The organism is Variovorax sp. 10N432, assembly GCF_056394465.1.
Window position 1 is genome coordinate 66,325 of sequence record NZ_JBFTHX010000016.1, and the last position, 17,477, is coordinate 83,801.

17 protein-coding genes are annotated in these 17,477 nt (G+C 68.9%); 12 read left to right on the forward strand and 5 right to left on the reverse strand.

The features are described from left to right. The first annotated feature begins 4 nt into the window (after positions 1 to 4). From allB to AC1DF3_RS19590, 7 genes are read left to right on the forward strand one after another with little or no spacing between them, the layout of a single operon-like run. Positions 5 to 1,465: an allantoinase AllB gene (allB, locus tag AC1DF3_RS19560; RefSeq protein WP_478140549.1), complete on the forward strand. Its 1,461-nt coding sequence runs from the start codon at positions 5 to 7 to the stop codon at positions 1,463 to 1,465. Then, positions 1,462 to 2,580, forward strand: coding sequence for a cyanuric acid amidohydrolase (gene atzD, locus AC1DF3_RS19565; protein ID WP_478140550.1), 1,119 nt, complete (start codon positions 1,462 to 1,464; stop codon positions 2,578 to 2,580). The genes allB and atzD overlap by 4 nt, the downstream gene beginning before the upstream one ends. A gap of 8 nt (positions 2,581 to 2,588) precedes the next feature. Continuing rightward, complete coding sequence (locus AC1DF3_RS19570) at positions 2,589 to 3,497, forward strand: ABC transporter ATP-binding protein (RefSeq protein ID WP_478140551.1); 909 nt, start codon at positions 2,589 to 2,591, stop codon at positions 3,495 to 3,497. After that, entirely contained in the window at positions 3,494 to 4,273 is a 780-nt protein-coding gene (locus tag AC1DF3_RS19575; RefSeq protein WP_478140552.1) for an ABC transporter permease, read from the forward strand. Before AC1DF3_RS19570 ends, AC1DF3_RS19575 begins: the two co-directional genes overlap by 4 nt. 44 nt (positions 4,274 to 4,317) lie before the next feature. After that, the gene (locus tag AC1DF3_RS19580) at positions 4,318 to 5,370 is read left to right on the forward strand and encodes an ABC transporter substrate-binding protein (protein ID WP_478140553.1); all 1,053 of its coding nucleotides are present in this window, start codon (positions 4,318 to 4,320) and stop codon (positions 5,368 to 5,370) included. Continuing rightward, the gene (locus tag AC1DF3_RS19585; RefSeq protein WP_478140554.1) at positions 5,367 to 6,875 is read left to right on the forward strand and encodes an amidohydrolase family protein; all 1,509 of its coding nucleotides are present in this window, start codon (positions 5,367 to 5,369) and stop codon (positions 6,873 to 6,875) included. Before AC1DF3_RS19580 ends, AC1DF3_RS19585 begins: the two co-directional genes overlap by 4 nt. Before the next feature lie 20 nt (positions 6,876 to 6,895). Beyond that, positions 6,896 to 7,315, forward strand: a complete 420-nt coding sequence (locus tag AC1DF3_RS19590) for a DUF3830 family protein (protein ID WP_286530802.1) — start codon at positions 6,896 to 6,898, stop codon at positions 7,313 to 7,315. Between the two features lie 23 nt (positions 7,316 to 7,338). On the opposite strand, the gene AC1DF3_RS19595 is transcribed toward AC1DF3_RS19590, so the two are convergent. The 5 genes from AC1DF3_RS19595 to AC1DF3_RS19615 all read right to left on the reverse strand — a co-directional run bounded on the left by AC1DF3_RS19595 (position 7,339) and on the right by AC1DF3_RS19615 (position 11,423). Next, positions 7,339 to 7,599: a hypothetical protein gene (locus AC1DF3_RS19595; protein ID WP_478140555.1), complete on the reverse strand. Its 261-nt coding sequence runs from the start codon at positions 7,597 to 7,599 to the stop codon at positions 7,339 to 7,341. Between the two features lie 116 nt (positions 7,600 to 7,715). Beyond that, positions 7,716 to 9,011, reverse strand: a complete 1,296-nt coding sequence (locus AC1DF3_RS19600; protein ID WP_478140556.1) for a M16 family metallopeptidase — start codon at positions 9,009 to 9,011, stop codon at positions 7,716 to 7,718. 3 nt (positions 9,012 to 9,014) lie between these two features. Further along, positions 9,015 to 9,272, reverse strand: a complete 258-nt coding sequence (locus tag AC1DF3_RS19605) for a helix-turn-helix domain-containing protein (RefSeq protein ID WP_286530799.1) — start codon at positions 9,270 to 9,272, stop codon at positions 9,015 to 9,017. A gap of 122 nt (positions 9,273 to 9,394) precedes the next feature. Further along, the gene (mgrA, locus tag AC1DF3_RS19610) at positions 9,395 to 10,435 is read right to left on the reverse strand and encodes an L-glyceraldehyde 3-phosphate reductase (protein ID WP_478140557.1); all 1,041 of its coding nucleotides are present in this window, start codon (positions 10,433 to 10,435) and stop codon (positions 9,395 to 9,397) included. 52 nt (positions 10,436 to 10,487) lie between these two features. Beyond that, positions 10,488 to 11,423, reverse strand: coding sequence for a fatty acid desaturase (locus AC1DF3_RS19615; protein WP_478140558.1), 936 nt, complete (start codon positions 11,421 to 11,423; stop codon positions 10,488 to 10,490). Positions 11,424 to 11,555: 132 nt separating this feature from the next. On the opposite strand from AC1DF3_RS19615, the gene AC1DF3_RS19620 reads away from it, so the two are divergent. The 5 genes from AC1DF3_RS19620 (at position 11,556) to AC1DF3_RS19640 (ending at position 17,460) form a co-directional block, all read left to right on the forward strand. Then, complete coding sequence (locus AC1DF3_RS19620; RefSeq protein ID WP_478140559.1) at positions 11,556 to 13,172, forward strand: rhodanese-like domain-containing protein; 1,617 nt, start codon at positions 11,556 to 11,558, stop codon at positions 13,170 to 13,172. A gap of 131 nt (positions 13,173 to 13,303) precedes the next feature. Then, on the forward strand, positions 13,304 to 14,260 hold the full coding sequence (locus AC1DF3_RS19625) for a TauD/TfdA dioxygenase family protein (protein WP_286520739.1): 957 nt from the start codon (positions 13,304 to 13,306) through the stop codon (positions 14,258 to 14,260). 14 nt (positions 14,261 to 14,274) lie between these two features. Beyond that, complete coding sequence (locus tag AC1DF3_RS19630) at positions 14,275 to 15,630, forward strand: ABC transporter substrate-binding protein (RefSeq protein WP_478140560.1); 1,356 nt, start codon at positions 14,275 to 14,277, stop codon at positions 15,628 to 15,630. An 11-nt stretch (positions 15,631 to 15,641) separates the two neighbouring features. Further along, a complete protein-coding gene (locus AC1DF3_RS19635; protein WP_478140561.1) occupies positions 15,642 to 16,550 on the forward strand; it encodes a carbohydrate ABC transporter permease in 909 nt (302 codons plus the stop codon). Next, positions 16,537 to 17,460, forward strand: coding sequence for a carbohydrate ABC transporter permease (locus tag AC1DF3_RS19640; RefSeq protein ID WP_478140562.1), 924 nt, complete (start codon positions 16,537 to 16,539; stop codon positions 17,458 to 17,460). Before AC1DF3_RS19635 ends, AC1DF3_RS19640 begins: the two co-directional genes overlap by 14 nt. Positions 17,461 to 17,477: the final 17 nt, after the last annotated feature.

The following is a 17,477-nucleotide window of genomic DNA, read 5'->3' on the forward strand; positions in this document are numbered from 1 at the left end:
TCCCATGACCAGAGAAGTCGACCTCGTCATCCGTGGCGCCCGCGTGGTGTCGCCGGACCAGATCATCGAAGCCTCGGTGGCGATTGCCGGCGAGCACATCGTCGCCGTCGGCCACGACGACACCATGCCGGCCGCGCGCACCGAGATGCGCGCCGACGGCCTCTACCTGCTGCCCGGCGCCATCGACAGCCACGTCCACTTTCGCGACCCCGGCTATCCGAACAAGGAGACCTGGAAGACCGGCTCCGCCGCTGCCGCGATGGGCGGCGTGACCACGGTCTTCGAGATGCCCAACACCCACCCGCCGACCGGCACGGTGGAGGCGCTGCGGATCAAGCTGAAGGCGGCCGAGTCGTCGTACTGCGACTTCGGCATCCACGGCCTGCTGGGCGACGAGAGCATCGACCAGCTCGAAGCGCTGCTCGACGCCGGAGTGACGAGCTTCAAGGCCTTCGTCGGCAACACCTTCGGCAACCTGCCGGCACCGACCGACGGCGCGCTGCTCGAAGGCTTCGAGATCCTCGCGCCGCTGGGCATCCGCACCGTGGTGCACGCGGAGAACTCGTCGATTCTCTTCCGCCGCCAGAAGCGCCTGCAGGACGCCGGCCGCATCGACGCGATGGCACACCTGGCGGCCCGCCCGGCGGTGGCCGAGATCGAGGCCATCAACCGCGTGCTGACGCTGGCCGAGTGGACCGGCGCGCGCGTGCACATCGCGCACCACAGCGCGGCCGATTCGCTCTACCTGCTGCGCGAGTTCAAGCGCCGCGGCGTCGACGTCACGGCCGAGACCTGCCCCCAGTACCTGCTGCTCAACACCGATCACATGCGCAAGCTCGGTGGCGTGATGCGCGTGAACCCCCCGATCCGCGAGCCTCGCCACAACCAGCCGCTGTGGGACGCACTGATGGACGGCACCCTGGACATGATCGCGACCGACCACGCGCCGCACACACCCGAAGAAAAGACGCGCGAGAGCATCTGGGAATGCGACTGCGGCTTTCCGGGCGTGGAGACGCAGATGCCGCTGATGTTGACCGAGGTGAATCGCGGCCGCGCCTCGCTGATGGACTATGTCCGCTGGAGTTCGGTGGCGCCGGCCCGGGCCTGGGGGCTGTATGGCACCAAGGGCGTGATCGCGCCCGGTGCCCATGCCGACATCGCGGTCGTCGACATGGCGCGCACCGGCACCTTGTCGCAGAACAAGCTGCAGAGCATCAGCAAGATCTCGCCATGGAACGGCCGGTCGGTGCAAGGCTATCCGCTTCACACCCTGCTGCGCGGACGCTTCGTGATGCGCGACGGCAAGCTCGTCGCCGACGCGGCGGGCTGGGGCCGGTCGGTCAAGGGCATCCAGCAGATGCCGGCTGCGAAGCCGCGCAACATGGCGCACTACAGCAGCGCCATCGTCGAGGCGCCCGAGGGCATTCCGGCGAACGCCAAACCGCTGGTGGATGCACTGTGAGCGCCGCACAGAAGGTCGACGTGTTCCGCGTTCCCTGCGACGGGCCGGCCGACCTGTCGGGCGTGCAGGCGCTGGTCGACGCGAGGCGCCTCGACCCCCGGCAGATCATCGCCGTGATGGGAAAGACCGAAGGCAACGGCTGCGTGAACGACCACACGCGCGACTTCGCGGCCACGGCCTGGTGCCACTTCCTGGCGCCTCACCTCGACTGCACGGCCGCGCAGGTACATGGACGCGTGGCGCTCGTGATGTCGGGCGGCACCGAGGGCGTGCTGTCGCCGCATTTCACGGTGTTCGCGCGCGGGCCGGCCGACGCGGCTGAAGCGACGCACGAGAAGCGCCTGGTGGTCGGGATCGCACACACACGGGACTTCGCCCCGGAAGAGCTCGGGCGCATGGCACAGGTCGAGGCCACCGCCGAGGCGGTAAAAGCCGCGATGCGCGATGCCGGCATCGACGACGCGGCGGACGTTCACTTGGTGCAGGTCAAGTGCCCGTTGCTCACCTCGGCCAAGGTCCGTGCGGCGCAGCAAAGCGGCGCGGCCACCGTCAGCCGCGACACCTACGAGTCGATGGGCTGGTCGCGCGGCGCCTCGGCACTCGGCGTCGGCCTCGCCCTGGGCGAGTGCGCGGCGGTCGACGAGGCGGCGATCCTGCACGACAGCACGCTCCATTCGGCACGGGCTTCGTGCTCGGCCGGCATCGAACTCGACGGCAACGTGGTCATCGTGCTCGGCGAGGCGGCCGGCAGTGCCTCGCGTTTTCGCATCGCGCATACGGTGATGCAGGACGCGATCGACGGCAACAGCGTGCGCCGCATGCTGCGCGAGCGCTTCGGGCTCGACCCGGAGGCCGATGCCGATCTCGTCGCAAGCCGGCTGGTCAACCTGCTGGCCAAGGCCGAAGCCAGCCCCAGCGGACTCGTGCGCGAGGCGCGCCACACCATGCTCAACGACTCCGACATCCACTCGACGCGGCACGCGCGTGCGGCCGTCGGCGGCGTGCTGGCTTCGGTGGTCGGGTCGACGGCGCTCTACGTGTCGGGCGGTGCCGAACACCAGGGGCCACCCGGCGGCGGGCCGGTGGCCGCCATCTTCGCCATTCCCTCCTTCTGAAAGCTGCCATGGGCAACGCCTACATCCAACTCTCCGACGTGATGCTGCGCTACGGCGGCGGCACCATCGCCCTGGACCACACGACGCTCGGCATCGACGAGGGCGACTTCGTGGCGCTGGTCGGCCCGAGCGGCTGCGGCAAGTCGACCATCCTGAAGCTGGTGGCCGGCCTGTTGCGGCCCAGCGCAGGCGCCGTGATCGCGGGCGGCCGCGAAGTCGGTGCGGCCGGCACGCTGCCCGGTGGCGGCGCGCACGCCTCGCAGGCACCGCGCCTGCGCATCGGCCTCGCGTTCCAGAACCCGACCATGCTGCCGTGGCTGACCATCCGCGACAACGTGATGATCCCGCTCAAGATCGTCGAGCCGTTCCGCCGGCACTTCGGCAAGAAGAAGCACGGCGAGTACAAGGACCGCGTCGAGGCATTGCTCGCCCAGGTAGGGCTCAAGGGCTTCGGCGACAAGCGGCCCTGGCAGCTGTCGGGCGGCATGCTGCAGCGCGCGTCGCTGTGCCGCGCGCTGGTGCACGACCCGGAACTGCTCCTGCTCGACGAGCCCTTCGGCGCGCTCGACCAGTTCACGCGCGAGGAGCTGTGGGACATCATGCAGACGCTGTGGATGGACCGGCGCCCCACGGTGCTGCTGGTGACGCACGATCTGCGCGAGTCCGCCTACCTGGCCAACCGGATCTGCGTGATGAGCTCGCGGCCCGGCCGCATCCTGGAGACGCGCGAGGTCGGCTTTGTCCGGCCGCGCACGCTGGAAAGCAGCTATGCACCCGAGTTCGCCACGCTGGTGCAGCAGCTGCGCATGCGCATCGCCGATGCGCGGCGTGACGGCGATGCCACGCCGGCGGCTGCGGCCATGGCCACGGCCACGACCACGGCCACGGCCGCCTCGCTGGAAGAGGTGGTGGCATGATCCTCTCTCCTCGAACCCGCCAGCGCCTGCTGTCCGCCGGCGCGCTGATCGGCTTCTTCCTGCTGTGGGAGCTGGCCTGCCTGGCCTTCGGCGTGTCCGACCTGATCCTGCCGCGGCCGAGCCAGATCGCGAACGTGCTGATCGACAAGATGTCGCTGCTGTGGCCGCATGCGGCGCAGACGCTCTACACCACCTTCGCCGGCTTCGTGCTCGGCGTGCTGGCGGGCATCGTGATCGGCGTCGGCATCGGCTCGTCCAGGCTCGCCTACGACGTCACCTATCCGCTGCTGGTCGGCTTCTCGAGCATCCCCAAGGTGGCGGTGGTGCCGCTGTTCGTGGTGTGGTTCGGCGCCGGCACGGTGCCGGCGATCTTGACCTCGATGGTGATCAGCATCTTCCCGGTGGTGGTCAACGTGGCGACCGGACTCGCCAGCACCGAGCCCGAACTGGAGGACGTGCTGCGCGTGCTCGGCGCCCGCAAGCGCGACATCCTCTGGAACGTCGGCTTGCCACGCACCCTGCCCTATCTTTTCGCCTCGCTCAAGATCGCGATCACGCTGTCCTTCGTCGGCACCGTGCTGGCCGAGACCGTGGCGTCGAACAAGGGCATCGGCACCGTGATGATGATCGCCAGCGGCAACTTCGACGTGCCGATGGTGTTCGCCGGGCTCTTCCTGCTGGCCGCGATGGGCGTGGCGCTCTACGCCGTGTCCTCGCTGGTCGAACAGCGCATGACCGGCTGGGCGCAGCGCAAGACCGACATGGCGATGGCATGAGCCTGTCGCGGCCCCTTCCTTCCTCATCCCATCCTGGAGCTTTCATGCACCACCGTCTTTCGCGCCGCGCCGCGGCCTTCGCTTTCGCCGCACTGGCTTCGCTCGCCGCCGGGCTGCCGGTTCGCCCGGCCGCGGCGCAGCCCGTCACCCCCATCAAGTTCGTGCTCGACTGGAAGCTGCAGGGCATCCACGCCTGGTACTACCTGGCCGAGGACAAGGGCTACTTCGCCGCGGAAAAGCTGGCGGTCACCATCGACCAGGGCGACGGCTCGGCCGCCGCCGTGACCAAGGTGATGGCCGGTGCCTACCAGGCCGGCTTCGGCGACGTCAATGCCATCATCCAGAACGCCGTCGCCAAGCCGGGCACCGCGCCGGTGATGGTCTACATGATCTACAACCGGGCGCCGTTCGCGCTGATCGTGAAGTCGACCAGCCCGATCAGGACGCTGAAGGACCTCGAAGGCAAGACGCTCGGCACGGTGGCCGGCGGTGCGGCCTCACGGATGTTCCCCGTGATCGCGGGCAAGGGCGGCGTCGATGCGGCCAAGGTCAAGTGGACCAACGTGGCGCCCAACCTGCAGGAGCAGATGATGCTGAAAGACCACGTCGACGGCTCGGCGGTGTTCTCGGTCACCAGCTACATGAACCTGGTGGCGCAGGGCATCGACCCCGACAAGGACATCCGCTGGTTCCACTACGGCGACCTCGGCGTCGAGCTGTATGGCAACGGCGTGCTGGTGTCGCAGAAGCTCGTCAAGGACAACCCGCAGGCCGTCGCGGGGCTGGTGCGCGCCATCCACAAGGGACTGCGCGATACCATCGCCAACCCCGACGCCGCCATCGCCGCGCTCATGAAGCGCGAGCCGCTGCTGAACAAGGACCTGGAGAAACGCCGCCTCATGTACACCCTGAAAACCGTGATGCTGACACCCGAAGCCGCCGCCATCGGCCTTGGCGACGTCAGCGATGCGCGTTTCGCGCGCTCCCTCATCCAGGTGCAGGAAGCGTTCGAGCTGCCTCGCGTGCCGACCGCTGCCGAGGTCTTCGACCGCCGCTTCCTGCCGCCGCTGGCCGAGCGCAGGGTGGCGGCCCCATGACGACGCCCGCGACCGACGCCGCCTTTCTCGACTGCGACTGGCTGCTGGCCGACCCGGGCGCGGAGCCCGCGCGACGCGATGTGCGCGTCGGCCTGGCGAATGGGCGCGTGGCCTCCATCGAGGCACGGCCGGGCGCGGGCAGCGGCCGCCGCAGGCTGGCGCTGCCCGCGCTCGCCAACGCCCACGACCATGCGCGCACTTTTCGCAGCGCCACGCTGGGCGCGTTCAACCAGCCGCTGGAAAGCTGGCTGCCCTTTCTCGGCGTGGTGCCGGGCATGGACCCGTACCTGTGCGCCGCGACATCGTTCGCACGCTCGGTGCGCAACGGCGTCGCCCACCTCATGGTGCACTACACCCGGGTGCAGGGCGGCATGCCCTACGTGGACGAAGCGCGCGCCGTGGCACGGGCCGCGCGCGACGTCGGCGTGCGCATCGGCTTCGCGGTGGCCATGCGCGACCGCAACGGCATCGCCTACTGCGACGACGCCACGGTACTGAGCGCGCTGCGCCCGGGCATCCGCGACGCGGTCGCGAAGCGGCTCGCCGTGCAGCCAGTGGCGCCCGCGCAGCAGCTCGCGCTGGTCGACGAGGTCGCAGCGATGGTGCAGGACGACGGATCGGGCGACCACGTCGCCGTGCAGTACGGCCCGAGCGCCGTGCAATGGTGCAGCACGCCCCTGCTCGAAGCCATTGCGCGGGCTTCGGCCGACACCGGCCGGCCGGTGCACATGCACTTGCTGGAGACCCGGTACCAGCGCCAATGGGCCGACCGGGTGCATCCCGGCGGCATCGTCAAGTTCCTCGACAGCATCGGGCTGCTCAGCCCGCGCCTCACCCTGGCGCATTGCGCCTGGGCGCGGCCCGATGAGCTGGCACTGATCGCGGAACGCGGCGCGACCATCGCGGTCAACACCAGTTCGAACCTGGGCCTGAAGTCCGGCATCGCTCCCCTGCCCGAGATGCTCGCGCAGGGCTGCCGCGTGGCCATGGGGCTCGATGGCATGGCCTTCGACGAAGACGACGACGCCCTGCGCGAGGCGCGCCTGGCCTATGCGCTGCACCGCGGCTGGGGCTTCGACACGACGATGACGCCGGGGCAGCTCTGGGGCTTCGCGTCGCGCAACGGCCCCCGCAGCGTGTCGGGCGCCGTCGCACTGTCGAACGGCCGGATCGCCCCCGGCGCACCGGCCGACATCGTGCTGCTGGACTGGGACGCGCTCGATGACGATGCCCTCTTCGCCGACACCGACCCGCTCGCGCTGCTGCTGGCGCGCGGCAACGGCACGCACATCGCGGACGTGATCGTCGGCGGCCGGACCGTGGTCGAGGCGGGCCGGGTGACCGGCATCGACGAGGCCGCATTGCGCGCCGAGTTGCTCGCGCGCACGCGCGCCGCCCTGGCCGCCGACGCCGCGCACGGCGGCTGGCGCGCCACCGTGGCCGCGCTCGCCCAGGACCTTGCCCCCTTCTATCGCGACGGCCGCATGGGCGGCTGCTGCGGCTGACTTCCAGGAAACACCGAGACATGACCCGCATCAAGATCACCGCCGGCGGCTTCGACTTCGTCGCCGTCACCCATCCCGACGCACCACTCACCGTGGCGGCGTTCTGCAAGCTGCTTCCCTATCGGCAGCGGCTCATCCACGTGCGCTGGAGCGGCGAAGGCTGCTGGGTGCCGCTGGGCGACTTCCGGCTCGGCGTCGGCTTCGAGAACCACACCAGCCACCCCTCGGTGGGGGACATCCTGTTCTACCCCGGCGGCTACAGCGAGACCGAGATCATCCTGGCCTACGGCGCCTGCAGCTTCGCGAGCAAGATGGGCCAGCTCGCCGGCAACCACTTCCTGACGATCGTCGAGGGCAAGGAGAACCTGCGCGCGCTCGGCACCAAGGTGCTGTGGGAAGGCGCGCAGGAGGTGCTGTTCGAACTGGACGAAGCTGGCTAGGTGCCCGGATTTCCAGGTCAGCCTCACGCACACCGGGCATCGGCAACGTCATCGGTGCGCCTGGAAACGGGGCTCGTGTTCCGCACCATGGCGACCTTGGGCGATCCGTGCGTGTCGGCCACGCTGCAGGCGAGCGGCACCTGCGACGGATAGGGAAACGGTTGCGGATTCAGGACCAGCACGATCGCGCTCACGAGCGCTGCGAGGGCGACGCCCAGCGCCATCAGCGCTTTCTGCAGCGCCCGCGTGGGGGTCCGCGCCAGTTGCCGATCGATGGAGTTCATGGTCCGTCTCCTGAAGAGCTGGGCCCATTTTTCCGTGAACTCGCCCGGCTGTCTGTGCGTTTCGGCACACCCGGGCGCATCCGCTCAGCGCGATCGGGTCCGGCCGCTAGCGGATGCTAGCGGGCGCCGTCGACCAGGCGCGCCGCCAGCTGTCGGGCGCCTCGCACGCTGGCGCCCTTGCCGGTGATCGCCAGCGCCGGAGGGTGGGCCAGCATCCGCTCGAAGACCGCCCGCACTTCGTCCGCCCGGATGTCGTCGATCATGGCGATCGCTTCGGCCATCGGCGTCACGCGTCCGCTGGCGAAGAGCTCTTCGACGGCCTGCTCCATGGTCGCGTAGGTCCGCTCTCCGGCGCGCACGCGGGACACTGTCAACTGGTTCTTCGCCCGCTCCAGGTGCACCGGATCGATGGCCGTGGCCTGCGCCCGCAGCAGGCGGCCGGTCGCGGTCACCAGCGCGTCGAGCTTGTCCGGGGTCGTGACCGCATGCACCGCGAAGTTGGCCCAGACGTCCCCGCTGTCCACCGTGGAATGGGCCGTGTAGGCCAGGCCGAGCTGCTCCCGGACGGTGTCGACCAGGGGCGCCGACATCCCGCCGCCGAACAGGTTGGCCGCCAGCGCAGCCGCAAGGCGCCAGCGCGGCTGCGACATCTCCTCCGGCCGCGCGGGCGCCAGCGGGTAGGCGATGTTCAGGAACACCTGCGACACCTGCGTGAAGCGCCGGGCCATGGCCTGGCCGACATACCTTGCCGGCTCCGGCGGTCGCGAGACGGTCAGGTCGGCCGACGCGGGCATCGCTGCGAAGAGTTCCCCGGCGAGCGCCAGCCAGGCTTCGACGTCGAAGTTGCCGGCCGCGGCAACGACGGTCTGCTGCGCGACGTAGCGGGACTGCACGTGGCCGACCAGGTCGTTCCGGGTGAAGCCTTCGATGTTGCCGATGGTGCCGATCACCGGCATGCCCATCGGGTCGTCACCCCAGATGGCGCGGTCGAGCAGGTCGCTGGAGCAATCCTCGGGGTCCTCCTCGTACTCGATGGCCTCCTGGCGGATCACCTCCAGCTCGCGCTGCAATTCGTTGTCGGGAAATGTACTGTTCAGGACGATGTCGGCCGTCATGCGCAGCAGCTGCTCCGCGTGGCGGCCCAGGCCGGTCATGAAGTAGCCGGTGCTGTCCTTGCCGGTGAACGCGTTGACATCCGCGCCCAGCCGTTCCGCGTCCAGGTTGATGGCCTGCACCGAGCGGGTTGCGGTCCCCTTGAACGCCATGTGCTCCAGGACATGGCCGATGCCGTTGGTGGCCGGCGTCTCGTCGCGGGAGCCGACGCGCAGGAACACCCCCACGCTGGCGCTCTGCACATGGGGCATGGGGATGGCGAGCAGCCTCACCCCGTTCGCAAGCGTGTGAAGGGTCATGGTTCAGCCGCCCGCCGGCCGCTGCAGCCTGACGCCGATGCCGTAGAGCGCGAGCAGGCCCAGCACGTGCCCGATGGCCACGCCGGGCTCCCCTGCTTCGATGCGGCCGATGGTTTGCACATGCACGCCCAGGCGCGCGGCGGCGGCGGCCTGGCCCTCCCCGGCCGCCGTTCGGGCCAGCCTGGCCGCCGCCCCCAGATCCCGGATGGATTGCAAGGCGTCGCCGCCGATGTCTGCAGAGATGCGCTTGCCTTGGGTCATGGGTGGATTGTCGCTGGGCCTGCGGCCTGCTTCAGTGCTTGCACCCGAAACCGGCCGCCCTGCGGGCTCTCCATATTTCTCCTAGCTCGCTCAATGAGTGAGCACTCACATGAAATCGCCCGTCAGGCGTAATCCGTCGACGGCTTCTCCCACAGGTTGACGCCGCCTTCGACCGCATGGCGATCGATCTCGGCCAGCTCTTGCGCGGTGAAGGCCGGGCCCCGCAGCGCCGCGACGTTGTCCACGATCTGCTCGGGCCGGCTGGCGCCGATCAGCGCCGAGCTCACGCGCGGGTCCCTCAAGGTCCAGGCCAGGGCGAGCTGCGCCAGCGTCTGCCCGCGCCGCTGGGCGATGACGTTCAACGCACGCGCACGCCCGACGTTGGCTTCGGAAAGATGCTCCGGCTTGAGCGAGCCGCCGCCGGGGCGATGGACGCGCGCGTCGGCGGGCACGCCGTCGAGGTATTTGTCGGTCAGCAAGCCCTGCGCCAGCGGCGTGAATGCGATCACGCCCGCACCCAGCTCGTCGGTCGCCGCCAGCAGATCCTTCTCGGCCCAGCGGTTCAGCAGGTTGTAGGACGGCTGATGGATCAGGAGCGGCACCTTCCATTCGCGCAACAACCCGGCGATCTCTCGCGTCTTGCCTGCGGAGTACGAGGAGATGCCGATGTAGAGGGCCTTGCCCTGGCCCACCGCCTGCGCCAGCGCGCCGGCCGTTTCCTCCAGCGGCGTCTCGGGATCGAAACGGTGCGAGTAGAAGATGTCGACATGGTCGATGCCCAGTCGCTGCAGGCTCTGGTCGAGACTGTTCAGCACATGCTTGCGGGAGCCGCCGCCCTTGCCGTACGGCCCGGGCCACATGTCCCATCCCGCCTTGGTCGAGATGACCAGTTCGTCGCGATGCGCCTTGAAGTCCTCGCGCAGCAGACGCCCGAAATTGGCCTCGGCGCTGCCGTAGGGCGGGCCGTAGTTGTTGGCGAGGTCGAAGTGGTTGATGCCGTGGTCGAAGGCCGTGCGCAACAGCCGGCGCTGGAGTTCCAGGGGCGTGCTGTCTCCGAAGTTGTGCCACAGGCCCAGCGAGATCGCCGGCAGCACGAGGCCGCTGCGGCCGACCCGGCGGTATGGCATATCGTCGTAGCACGTGGGAGAGGCAAGGTAGGTCATGCGGAGGACATCAAGGAAAGGAACGATCGATTGTCCCGTGTTGCTGGCGACCTCACCAGTGCGGATGAACCGGCTCGAAGATCGGCCGCCACAGATAGCGCCTGACGATCTCCCAGTAGCCGCGGTAGTAGAAGTGGCCATTGGCGTCCAGGATCGCGGCCCTGTTGCGGCGGAAGTGGCCGGGTATCTCGTACCACGGCATCGTCGGACAACGGTGATGCACATGGTGCAGGTTGTTGTTGAGAAACAGCAGTCCGAAGACGGGATTCGACTCGACGATCGCCACCCGCTCGTGCGGCGAATCGTCCCAGCGGTGTTCGGTGAAGGAGCGCAGGGCGCCCAGCATCATGCCCGGGTAGACGAAGCAGAGCAGGTAGCTGCCCAGGCTCATGTCAGATACCGACACCACGAACCAGAGGACGGGCGCCACGCTCAGCCCGTGCACGAGCCAGATGCCCAGGTGGGAAAAGTCGCCAGCCGCGAACCGGCGCAGTTCCGAGCGCACCAGGTTGCCCAGGCACAGCCAGGGCCCCGCGATCAGCCGGAACGCGAGGGTCTGGTTGGCGGCGATGACCGCGCGGCGCACCGGTCCGTAGCCGGCCCATGCCGCGGCCGAGTGGTAGACGCTTTCCGAATCCTTCTGCGGATGGGTGAGATGGAAGTTGACGTGATGGACGCTGTGGCTCCGGTGATAGAGCGGGTACGGAAGCCACAGGTTCAGCGGCGGCCAGACCAGGGCCCATCGAAGGGGCCTCGGAATTCGGCGCATCGCGTGAATGGCCTCGTGCTGCAGCGAGGAGTGCAGCTGAGCGATGCAGCCACCCAGCACGAACAGCACGACGGCACCGATCGCGGCATGCCAGTAGACCAGCGCCGCCCAGGCCGAATAGACCCCCACGGCCAGCACCAGGGTCGGCGCCTCGCAGCGCTGCCACCAGCGCGCGGCGCCCTTGACGTCCGATGGGAGGGTGCGGGCGAGCGTTGTCATGCGGGCGGGTTGGGCGGCGATCGGCGGTCGATCTTGGGCCCGTTCGATGCATTCGCTTGCTCCCATTGCGCATGAGCAAATGCGCAGAGCCTGCTTGGCCGCGGCCTCCATGTGGAGTAGCTTCGCTCGTCCATGCCCGCCTCCTGCTCTCCCTCGTCGATCACGGTCCAGGCGCTCCATGCCCTGCTGCTCGGCGACCAGGAACTGGCGCTGCTCGACGTGCGGGAGGCGCGTGCCTTCGTCGGCGGCCACCTGAACCTCGCGCGGCTCGCGCCGCTGTCCTCCCTGGGGCTCGAGGTGCAGGCGCTGGTTCCGCGCCAGGGCACACCGGTGGTGCTGGTCGATGCGGGTGATCCGCAGGGTCCGGCGCCGCGTGCCGCGAAGTTGCTGGCCCGCCTCGGCTACACCGATGTGCGGGTGCTGGCCGGCGGAACGGTTGGCTGGCAGGCGGCAGGCTTGCCCCTGATCGACGGCTATGCGACCCTGGTCAAGGCCTTCGGCGGCCAGGTGCTGGCGCGCCACGCGACGCCGACCCTTCCCGGTGCAGCCTTGCGGGCCCTGCGCGAAGCGGGCCGGTCGGCGACCCTGATCGATGCGCGGCCAGCCGACGAATATGCCTTCCTGTCGCTGCCCGAGGCCCACAACCACGCCGGCACCGAACTCGCACTGCGCCAGTGGCCCTCCGAAGGGCAGCCCGGACCCTGGCTGGTCCACTGCTTCAGCCGCACCCGCGGCATCATCGGCAGCACCACCTTGCGCTTGCTCGGCCACTCCGATGCGCACTTCCTGGAAGACGGCGTGATGCAGTGGGCACTGGACGGCGCGCCGGTGCGGAGCGACGCGCGGCCCGCCGCCGATCTGCCCGTCGCGCCCGACGCGGAACTGCGCCGTCGCGCCGATGCGCTGATCGGGCGCCATCGACTGCCGTTGCTCCGGCCGGACACCCTGTCACGGTGGCGGGCGGAGAGCGACCGGACGCTGTACCTGTTCGACCTGCGGCCGGGCGCCGAAGCGGCACCAGACATTCGCAGCATCGCCGGCGGTCAACTGCTGATGCATTTCGAAAACCTGGTCGGCACCCGCGGCGCCCGCATCGTGCTGCTGGACGATCCGCACCACCTGCGCGCGGCCATCACCGCCTTCTGGCTGCGCCAGCTCAACCAGTCCGAGGTGTGGATCCTCGATGGCGAACCCCCTGACTCCTGGGCCGCGAACGCCGCATCGACCGCGATGGCCGGTGCGTTCGAGGCCATCGCGGCGGCCGCCGGCGCAGGTCTTGCGGCCGACGAAGTGGCCGCGCTGCTGGCCTCCGAGCCGACGCGCGTGCGGGTGGTCGACGTCGGTCCCAGTGCCGATTTCGAACGTCGCCATCTGCCAGCCGCGGACTTCCTGCTGCCCAGCACGCTGGCACCACTGGCCGCATTGCTCGAAGCCGGGCTCCGCATCGTCTTCGCGTCACCGGATGGTCATGCGGCCCGATGGGTCGCAGCCCAGGCCCGTGAGCGCTGGCCCGAAGGCCGATTCGACTGGCTGCGCGGCGGAACCGCGGCATGGCAGGCAGCCGGACGGCCGACCGCGCAGCGCTGGGAACCCGCCCAACTGCTGACGTCCTTCGAGGACGACTGGGGCTCGGTGATGCGGGTGTCGGCCTTGCATCGAGACCGTGCATGGGTCGACTACCTGGCGTGGGAACGCGGCCTCGGTGCCAGGGTCGCGCAGGACCCCACGGTCCGGTTCCGGCTGTTCTGAACGCGCTCGACCGCTCAGATCATTCGCTTATTTGAATTCAACGATTCGGTCGTTCGGGATCCGATGAAGGGCCCGCAGAATCGGCCGCCGAATCCCGACCGACGACTTCCATGCTTCCAGGAGATCCCTCGATGAGCCACGACACCCCTTCATCCCTCGACACCAGCATCGGCGACCTGCGCATCCGGCGCGTGGCTGGCAACATCGGCGGCGAGGTGCAGAACCTCGTGCTGCGTGCCGATCTGCACGCCGACATCGTCGAGCAGCTGAACGCCGCGCTGGTGAAGCACAAGGTGCTGTTCTTTCGTGGCCAGAAACACCTGGACGACCAGGAGCACCAGGCGTTCGGCGCCCGCTTCGGGCGCACCGTCGCGCATCCCACGGTGCCGTCCCCCCAAGGCACGAAGCTGTTCGAGCTCGATGCCTCCAAGGGCGGCGGCCGGGCCGACTCCTGGCACACCGACGTGACCTTCGTGGATGCCTTTCCGAAGATATCGATCCTTCGCGCCGTCAAGATTCCGGCCTATGGCGGCGACACCGTCTGGGCCAACACGGCCCTGGCCTACGAACGCCTGCCGGCCCAGCTCAAGCAACTCGCCGACCAGCTCTGGGCCGTGCACAGCAACGACTACGACTACGGCGCCGATCGCGTGGTGGTCGAGGCCGAACGCCTGACCCACCACCGCAAGGTGTTCGTCTCGGCAGTCTACGAGGCCGAGCATCCGGTGGTGCACGTGCACCCGGTGTCGGGCGAGCGTTCGCTGCTGCTCGGCCACTTCGTCAAGAAGCTGGTCGGCCTGTCGACCGCGGAATCGGCTCGCATCTTCGAGATCCTCCAGAACCGCGTGACGCGGCTCGAGAACACCGTCCGCTGGAGCTGGCAGCAGGACGACGTCGCGATCTGGGACAACCGCGCGACGCAGCATTTCGCGATCAACGACTACGGCAACCAGCCGCGCCTGGTGCGCCGCGTCACGGTGCACGGCGAGACCGCGGTCTCGATCGATGGCCAGCGCAGCCGCACCCGCAGCCGGCCCGAAGCCACCAACGACGCGCGCATCGACGAAGTCATTTCCGCCACCGCCTGAACCTGCAACCCCTCATGACATACGAACTCTCGACTTTCGATCGCCGCCGCCGAGGCTTGCTGCAGGCCGGCGCCGCACTGGGTGCCGGCGCGCTGCTGCCGCGCCTGGCCCCCGCCCAGGGTGGCGCGAAGAAATTCGCCGGCGTGACACTCAACGTCTCGACCTTCAGCGCCGCCTATCCGACGCTGCTGCAGCGCTGGCTGCCCGAGTTCGAGGCCGCCACGGGCGCGAAGGTGAACTTCGATGCGCCTTCATTCCCGGTCTACAACCAGCGTGCCGACCTCGAACTGTCGACCAAGGGATCGGCCTACGACGTCGTCAACGTCACCTTCATCTACTCGAGCCGCTGGATCAACTCGGGCTGGCTGACGCCGCTCGACGAGTTCATCCGCAACCCCAACCTGACCGCGGCCGACTGGGACGTCAACGACTTCCTGGCAGGTGCCCGTGCGCCCGAGACCGGGCGCGATGGCAAGCTCTACGGCATCCCCTGGACCGCCGAGGCCCTGCTCACCGCATCGTCGCGCTTCGACCTGGTCGAGAAGGCCGGCCTGGGCTTTCCCGACACCACCGACGACCTCGTCAAGGTGCTGCGCGCGGTCAACAAGAAGGAGCGCGTGGCCGGCTTCGTCGCCGACAACCACTACGGCTGGACCTTCGTGCCCTACCTGCACGCTTTCGGCGGCGACGTCTTTCGCAAGGCACCCGACGACCTGTTCCCGACGCTGGACACGCGCGAGGCGATCGCCGCCGGCGAGTACTACGCCAACCTGCTGAAGGAATTCGGCCCCGACGGCGCGATCACCTACCAGCCGGACCAGGTCACGCAGGCGCTCAAGCTCGGCAGGGTCAACTTCACCGACGCCGGCCAGTTGCACCTCGCGCAACTGGGCGACCCCGCCACCAGCAAGACGATCAAGACCGTGAAGTTCGGCCTGGTGCCCAAGGGCCCGGCGGGCCGATTCCCCGGCACTGCCGTGCACGGCCTCGGCATTCCGGCCGGCTCGAAGAACAAGGAGGCCGCCTGGGCCTTCATCCAGTGGGCGCTGAGCAAGCAGACCACGGGCCGCGCCGTGGCCGCGGGCTACGGATCGCCGGCGCGGCGCTCCGACATCGACTCGACGGCGTTCCGCGAGAAGCAGGTCATCAACGGCAGCGACCTCGCGAAGCTGTCGCTCGACTCGATCGAGCTCGCCGCCAAGACCGGCCACATGAAGTACCGCACGGTGTCGGTCTATCCGCAGGTCGACCAGCAGCTCAACAAGGCCATCGAGCTGATCGCGAGCGGACAGCTGTCGGCCAAGCAGGCCTTCCAGCAAGCCCAGGCCAACACGATCGCAGAGCTCAAGCGTTCGGGCGCCAAGCTGTGAAGGCCTGAGCCATGGCGCACGCACTCTCCGCGGATGGCTGGCAGGGCGAGCGGCGGCGGGCCTTCCTCGCCGGCCTCTCGCCCGCGCTGGCGGTGCTGCTGCTCATCACGCTGGTGCCGGCGGCCGCCTTGCTGGTGACGAGCTTCACGCCGCTGCAGCTCACCGATCCTTCGGGCACCTTCCGCTTCGACGACCCGCTGGTCAACTACCGGCAGCTGCTGCACGACGGCCGCTTCCTCGCATCGATCGCGGTGCAGCTGAAGCTGTCGGCGTCGAGCGTGCTGCTGCAGCTGGCCGCGGGCCTCGGCCTGGCGCTGCTGCTGAACGGGAAGTCCCGCGTGCTCGAAGGCGCCCGGACGGTGTTCCTGATCCCGATGGTGCTGCCGCCGATCGTGGTCGCGCTGATCTGGAAGATCATGTACACGCCCGACGTCAGCCCGCTCCACCGCGGCCTCGAAGCGCTGGGCTGGCCGGTTCGCTCGCTGATCGCCAACCCGGACACCGCGCTGTGGGCCATCTCGCTCGCGGATACCTGGCAGTGGTTTCCGTTCACGATGCTGATGGTGCTGGCCTCTCTGCAGATGATCCCGGACGACCCCATCGAGGCCGCCACGCTCGAGGGCGCCAGCCGCTGGCAGCTGTTCCGTCATATCGTGTTGCCGTACATCCGCCCGGTGCTGGTCGTGTGCGCGCTGTTTCGACTGATCGACAGCTTCAAGGCCTTCCCGCTGATCTACGTGCTGACCAATGGCGGCCCGGGCAGCGTCACCGAGGTCACGAACTTCTACGGCTTCATCCAGGCCTTCAACTTTTCCTACTGGGGCTACGCGAGCGCCATCGCGACCGTGATGCTGGTGGGCGTCTTCCTGCTGAGCTGGCTGGTCGGCAGACTGGGCTGGAGCGACCATGACAAGCGCTAGCGGAACCTGGAGCGCCGACAAGATCGAGCTCGGCCACGACGAAGGCATCGCCGCGGGCCCTGTGCGCGCGGCGGGCAGCCTCGCAGGCGCGACGCGGCGTCGATCCTGGCTCTCGCGGCATGCGCGCGCGCTCACGGTGGCGCTGCTGCTGGTCGTCGTGCTGTCGCCCTTCCTGTGGCTGGTGCAGCTCGCCTTCCGGCCGGCAGCCGACATCTTCGACGACAGCCTGCTGTTCACGCCGACACTGGACGGCTTCATCAGCCTGCTGCAGGGCAACTTCCCGAAGTCCTTCGGCAACAGCCTGCTGGTCAGCACGCTGTCGACCTGCTTCTCGCTCCTGATCGGCGTGCCGGCCGCCTACGCGCTGACGCGCTGGAACTTCAAGGGGCGCGACCGCATCGCGCTGTGGATCCTGGTGACTCGCATGGCGCCGCCGATCGCCTTCACGATTCCCTTCTTCCTGGCCTACCAGTACCTCGGCCTGCAGGACACCGTGGTCGGCCTCGCGATCGTCTACCTGACCTTCAATCTCGCGATCGTGATCTGGCTCATGCAGACCTTCTTCGAGGCGGTGCCCGCGACCCTGGAAGAAGCCGCCTGGATCGACGGCTGCGGCATCTGGCAGGCCTTCTGGCGCGTGTCGCTGCCGCTCACCGCCCCCGGACTCGCGGCCACCGCGGTGCTGTGCTTCATCTTCTCGTGGAACGACTTCTTCTACGCGCTGATCCTGACCCGCACCAACGCCATCACGGCGCCGGTGGCGATCGTCAACTTCCTGCAATACGAGGGCTGGGAGTGGACCAAGATCGCCGCCAGCGGCACGCTCGTGATGTTTCCGGTCGTGGTGTTCACCGTGCTGGTTCGAAAGTACCTGGTGCGCGGCCTCACGGCCGGCGGCGTCAAGGATTGACCCTCCCCCCTTTCCGA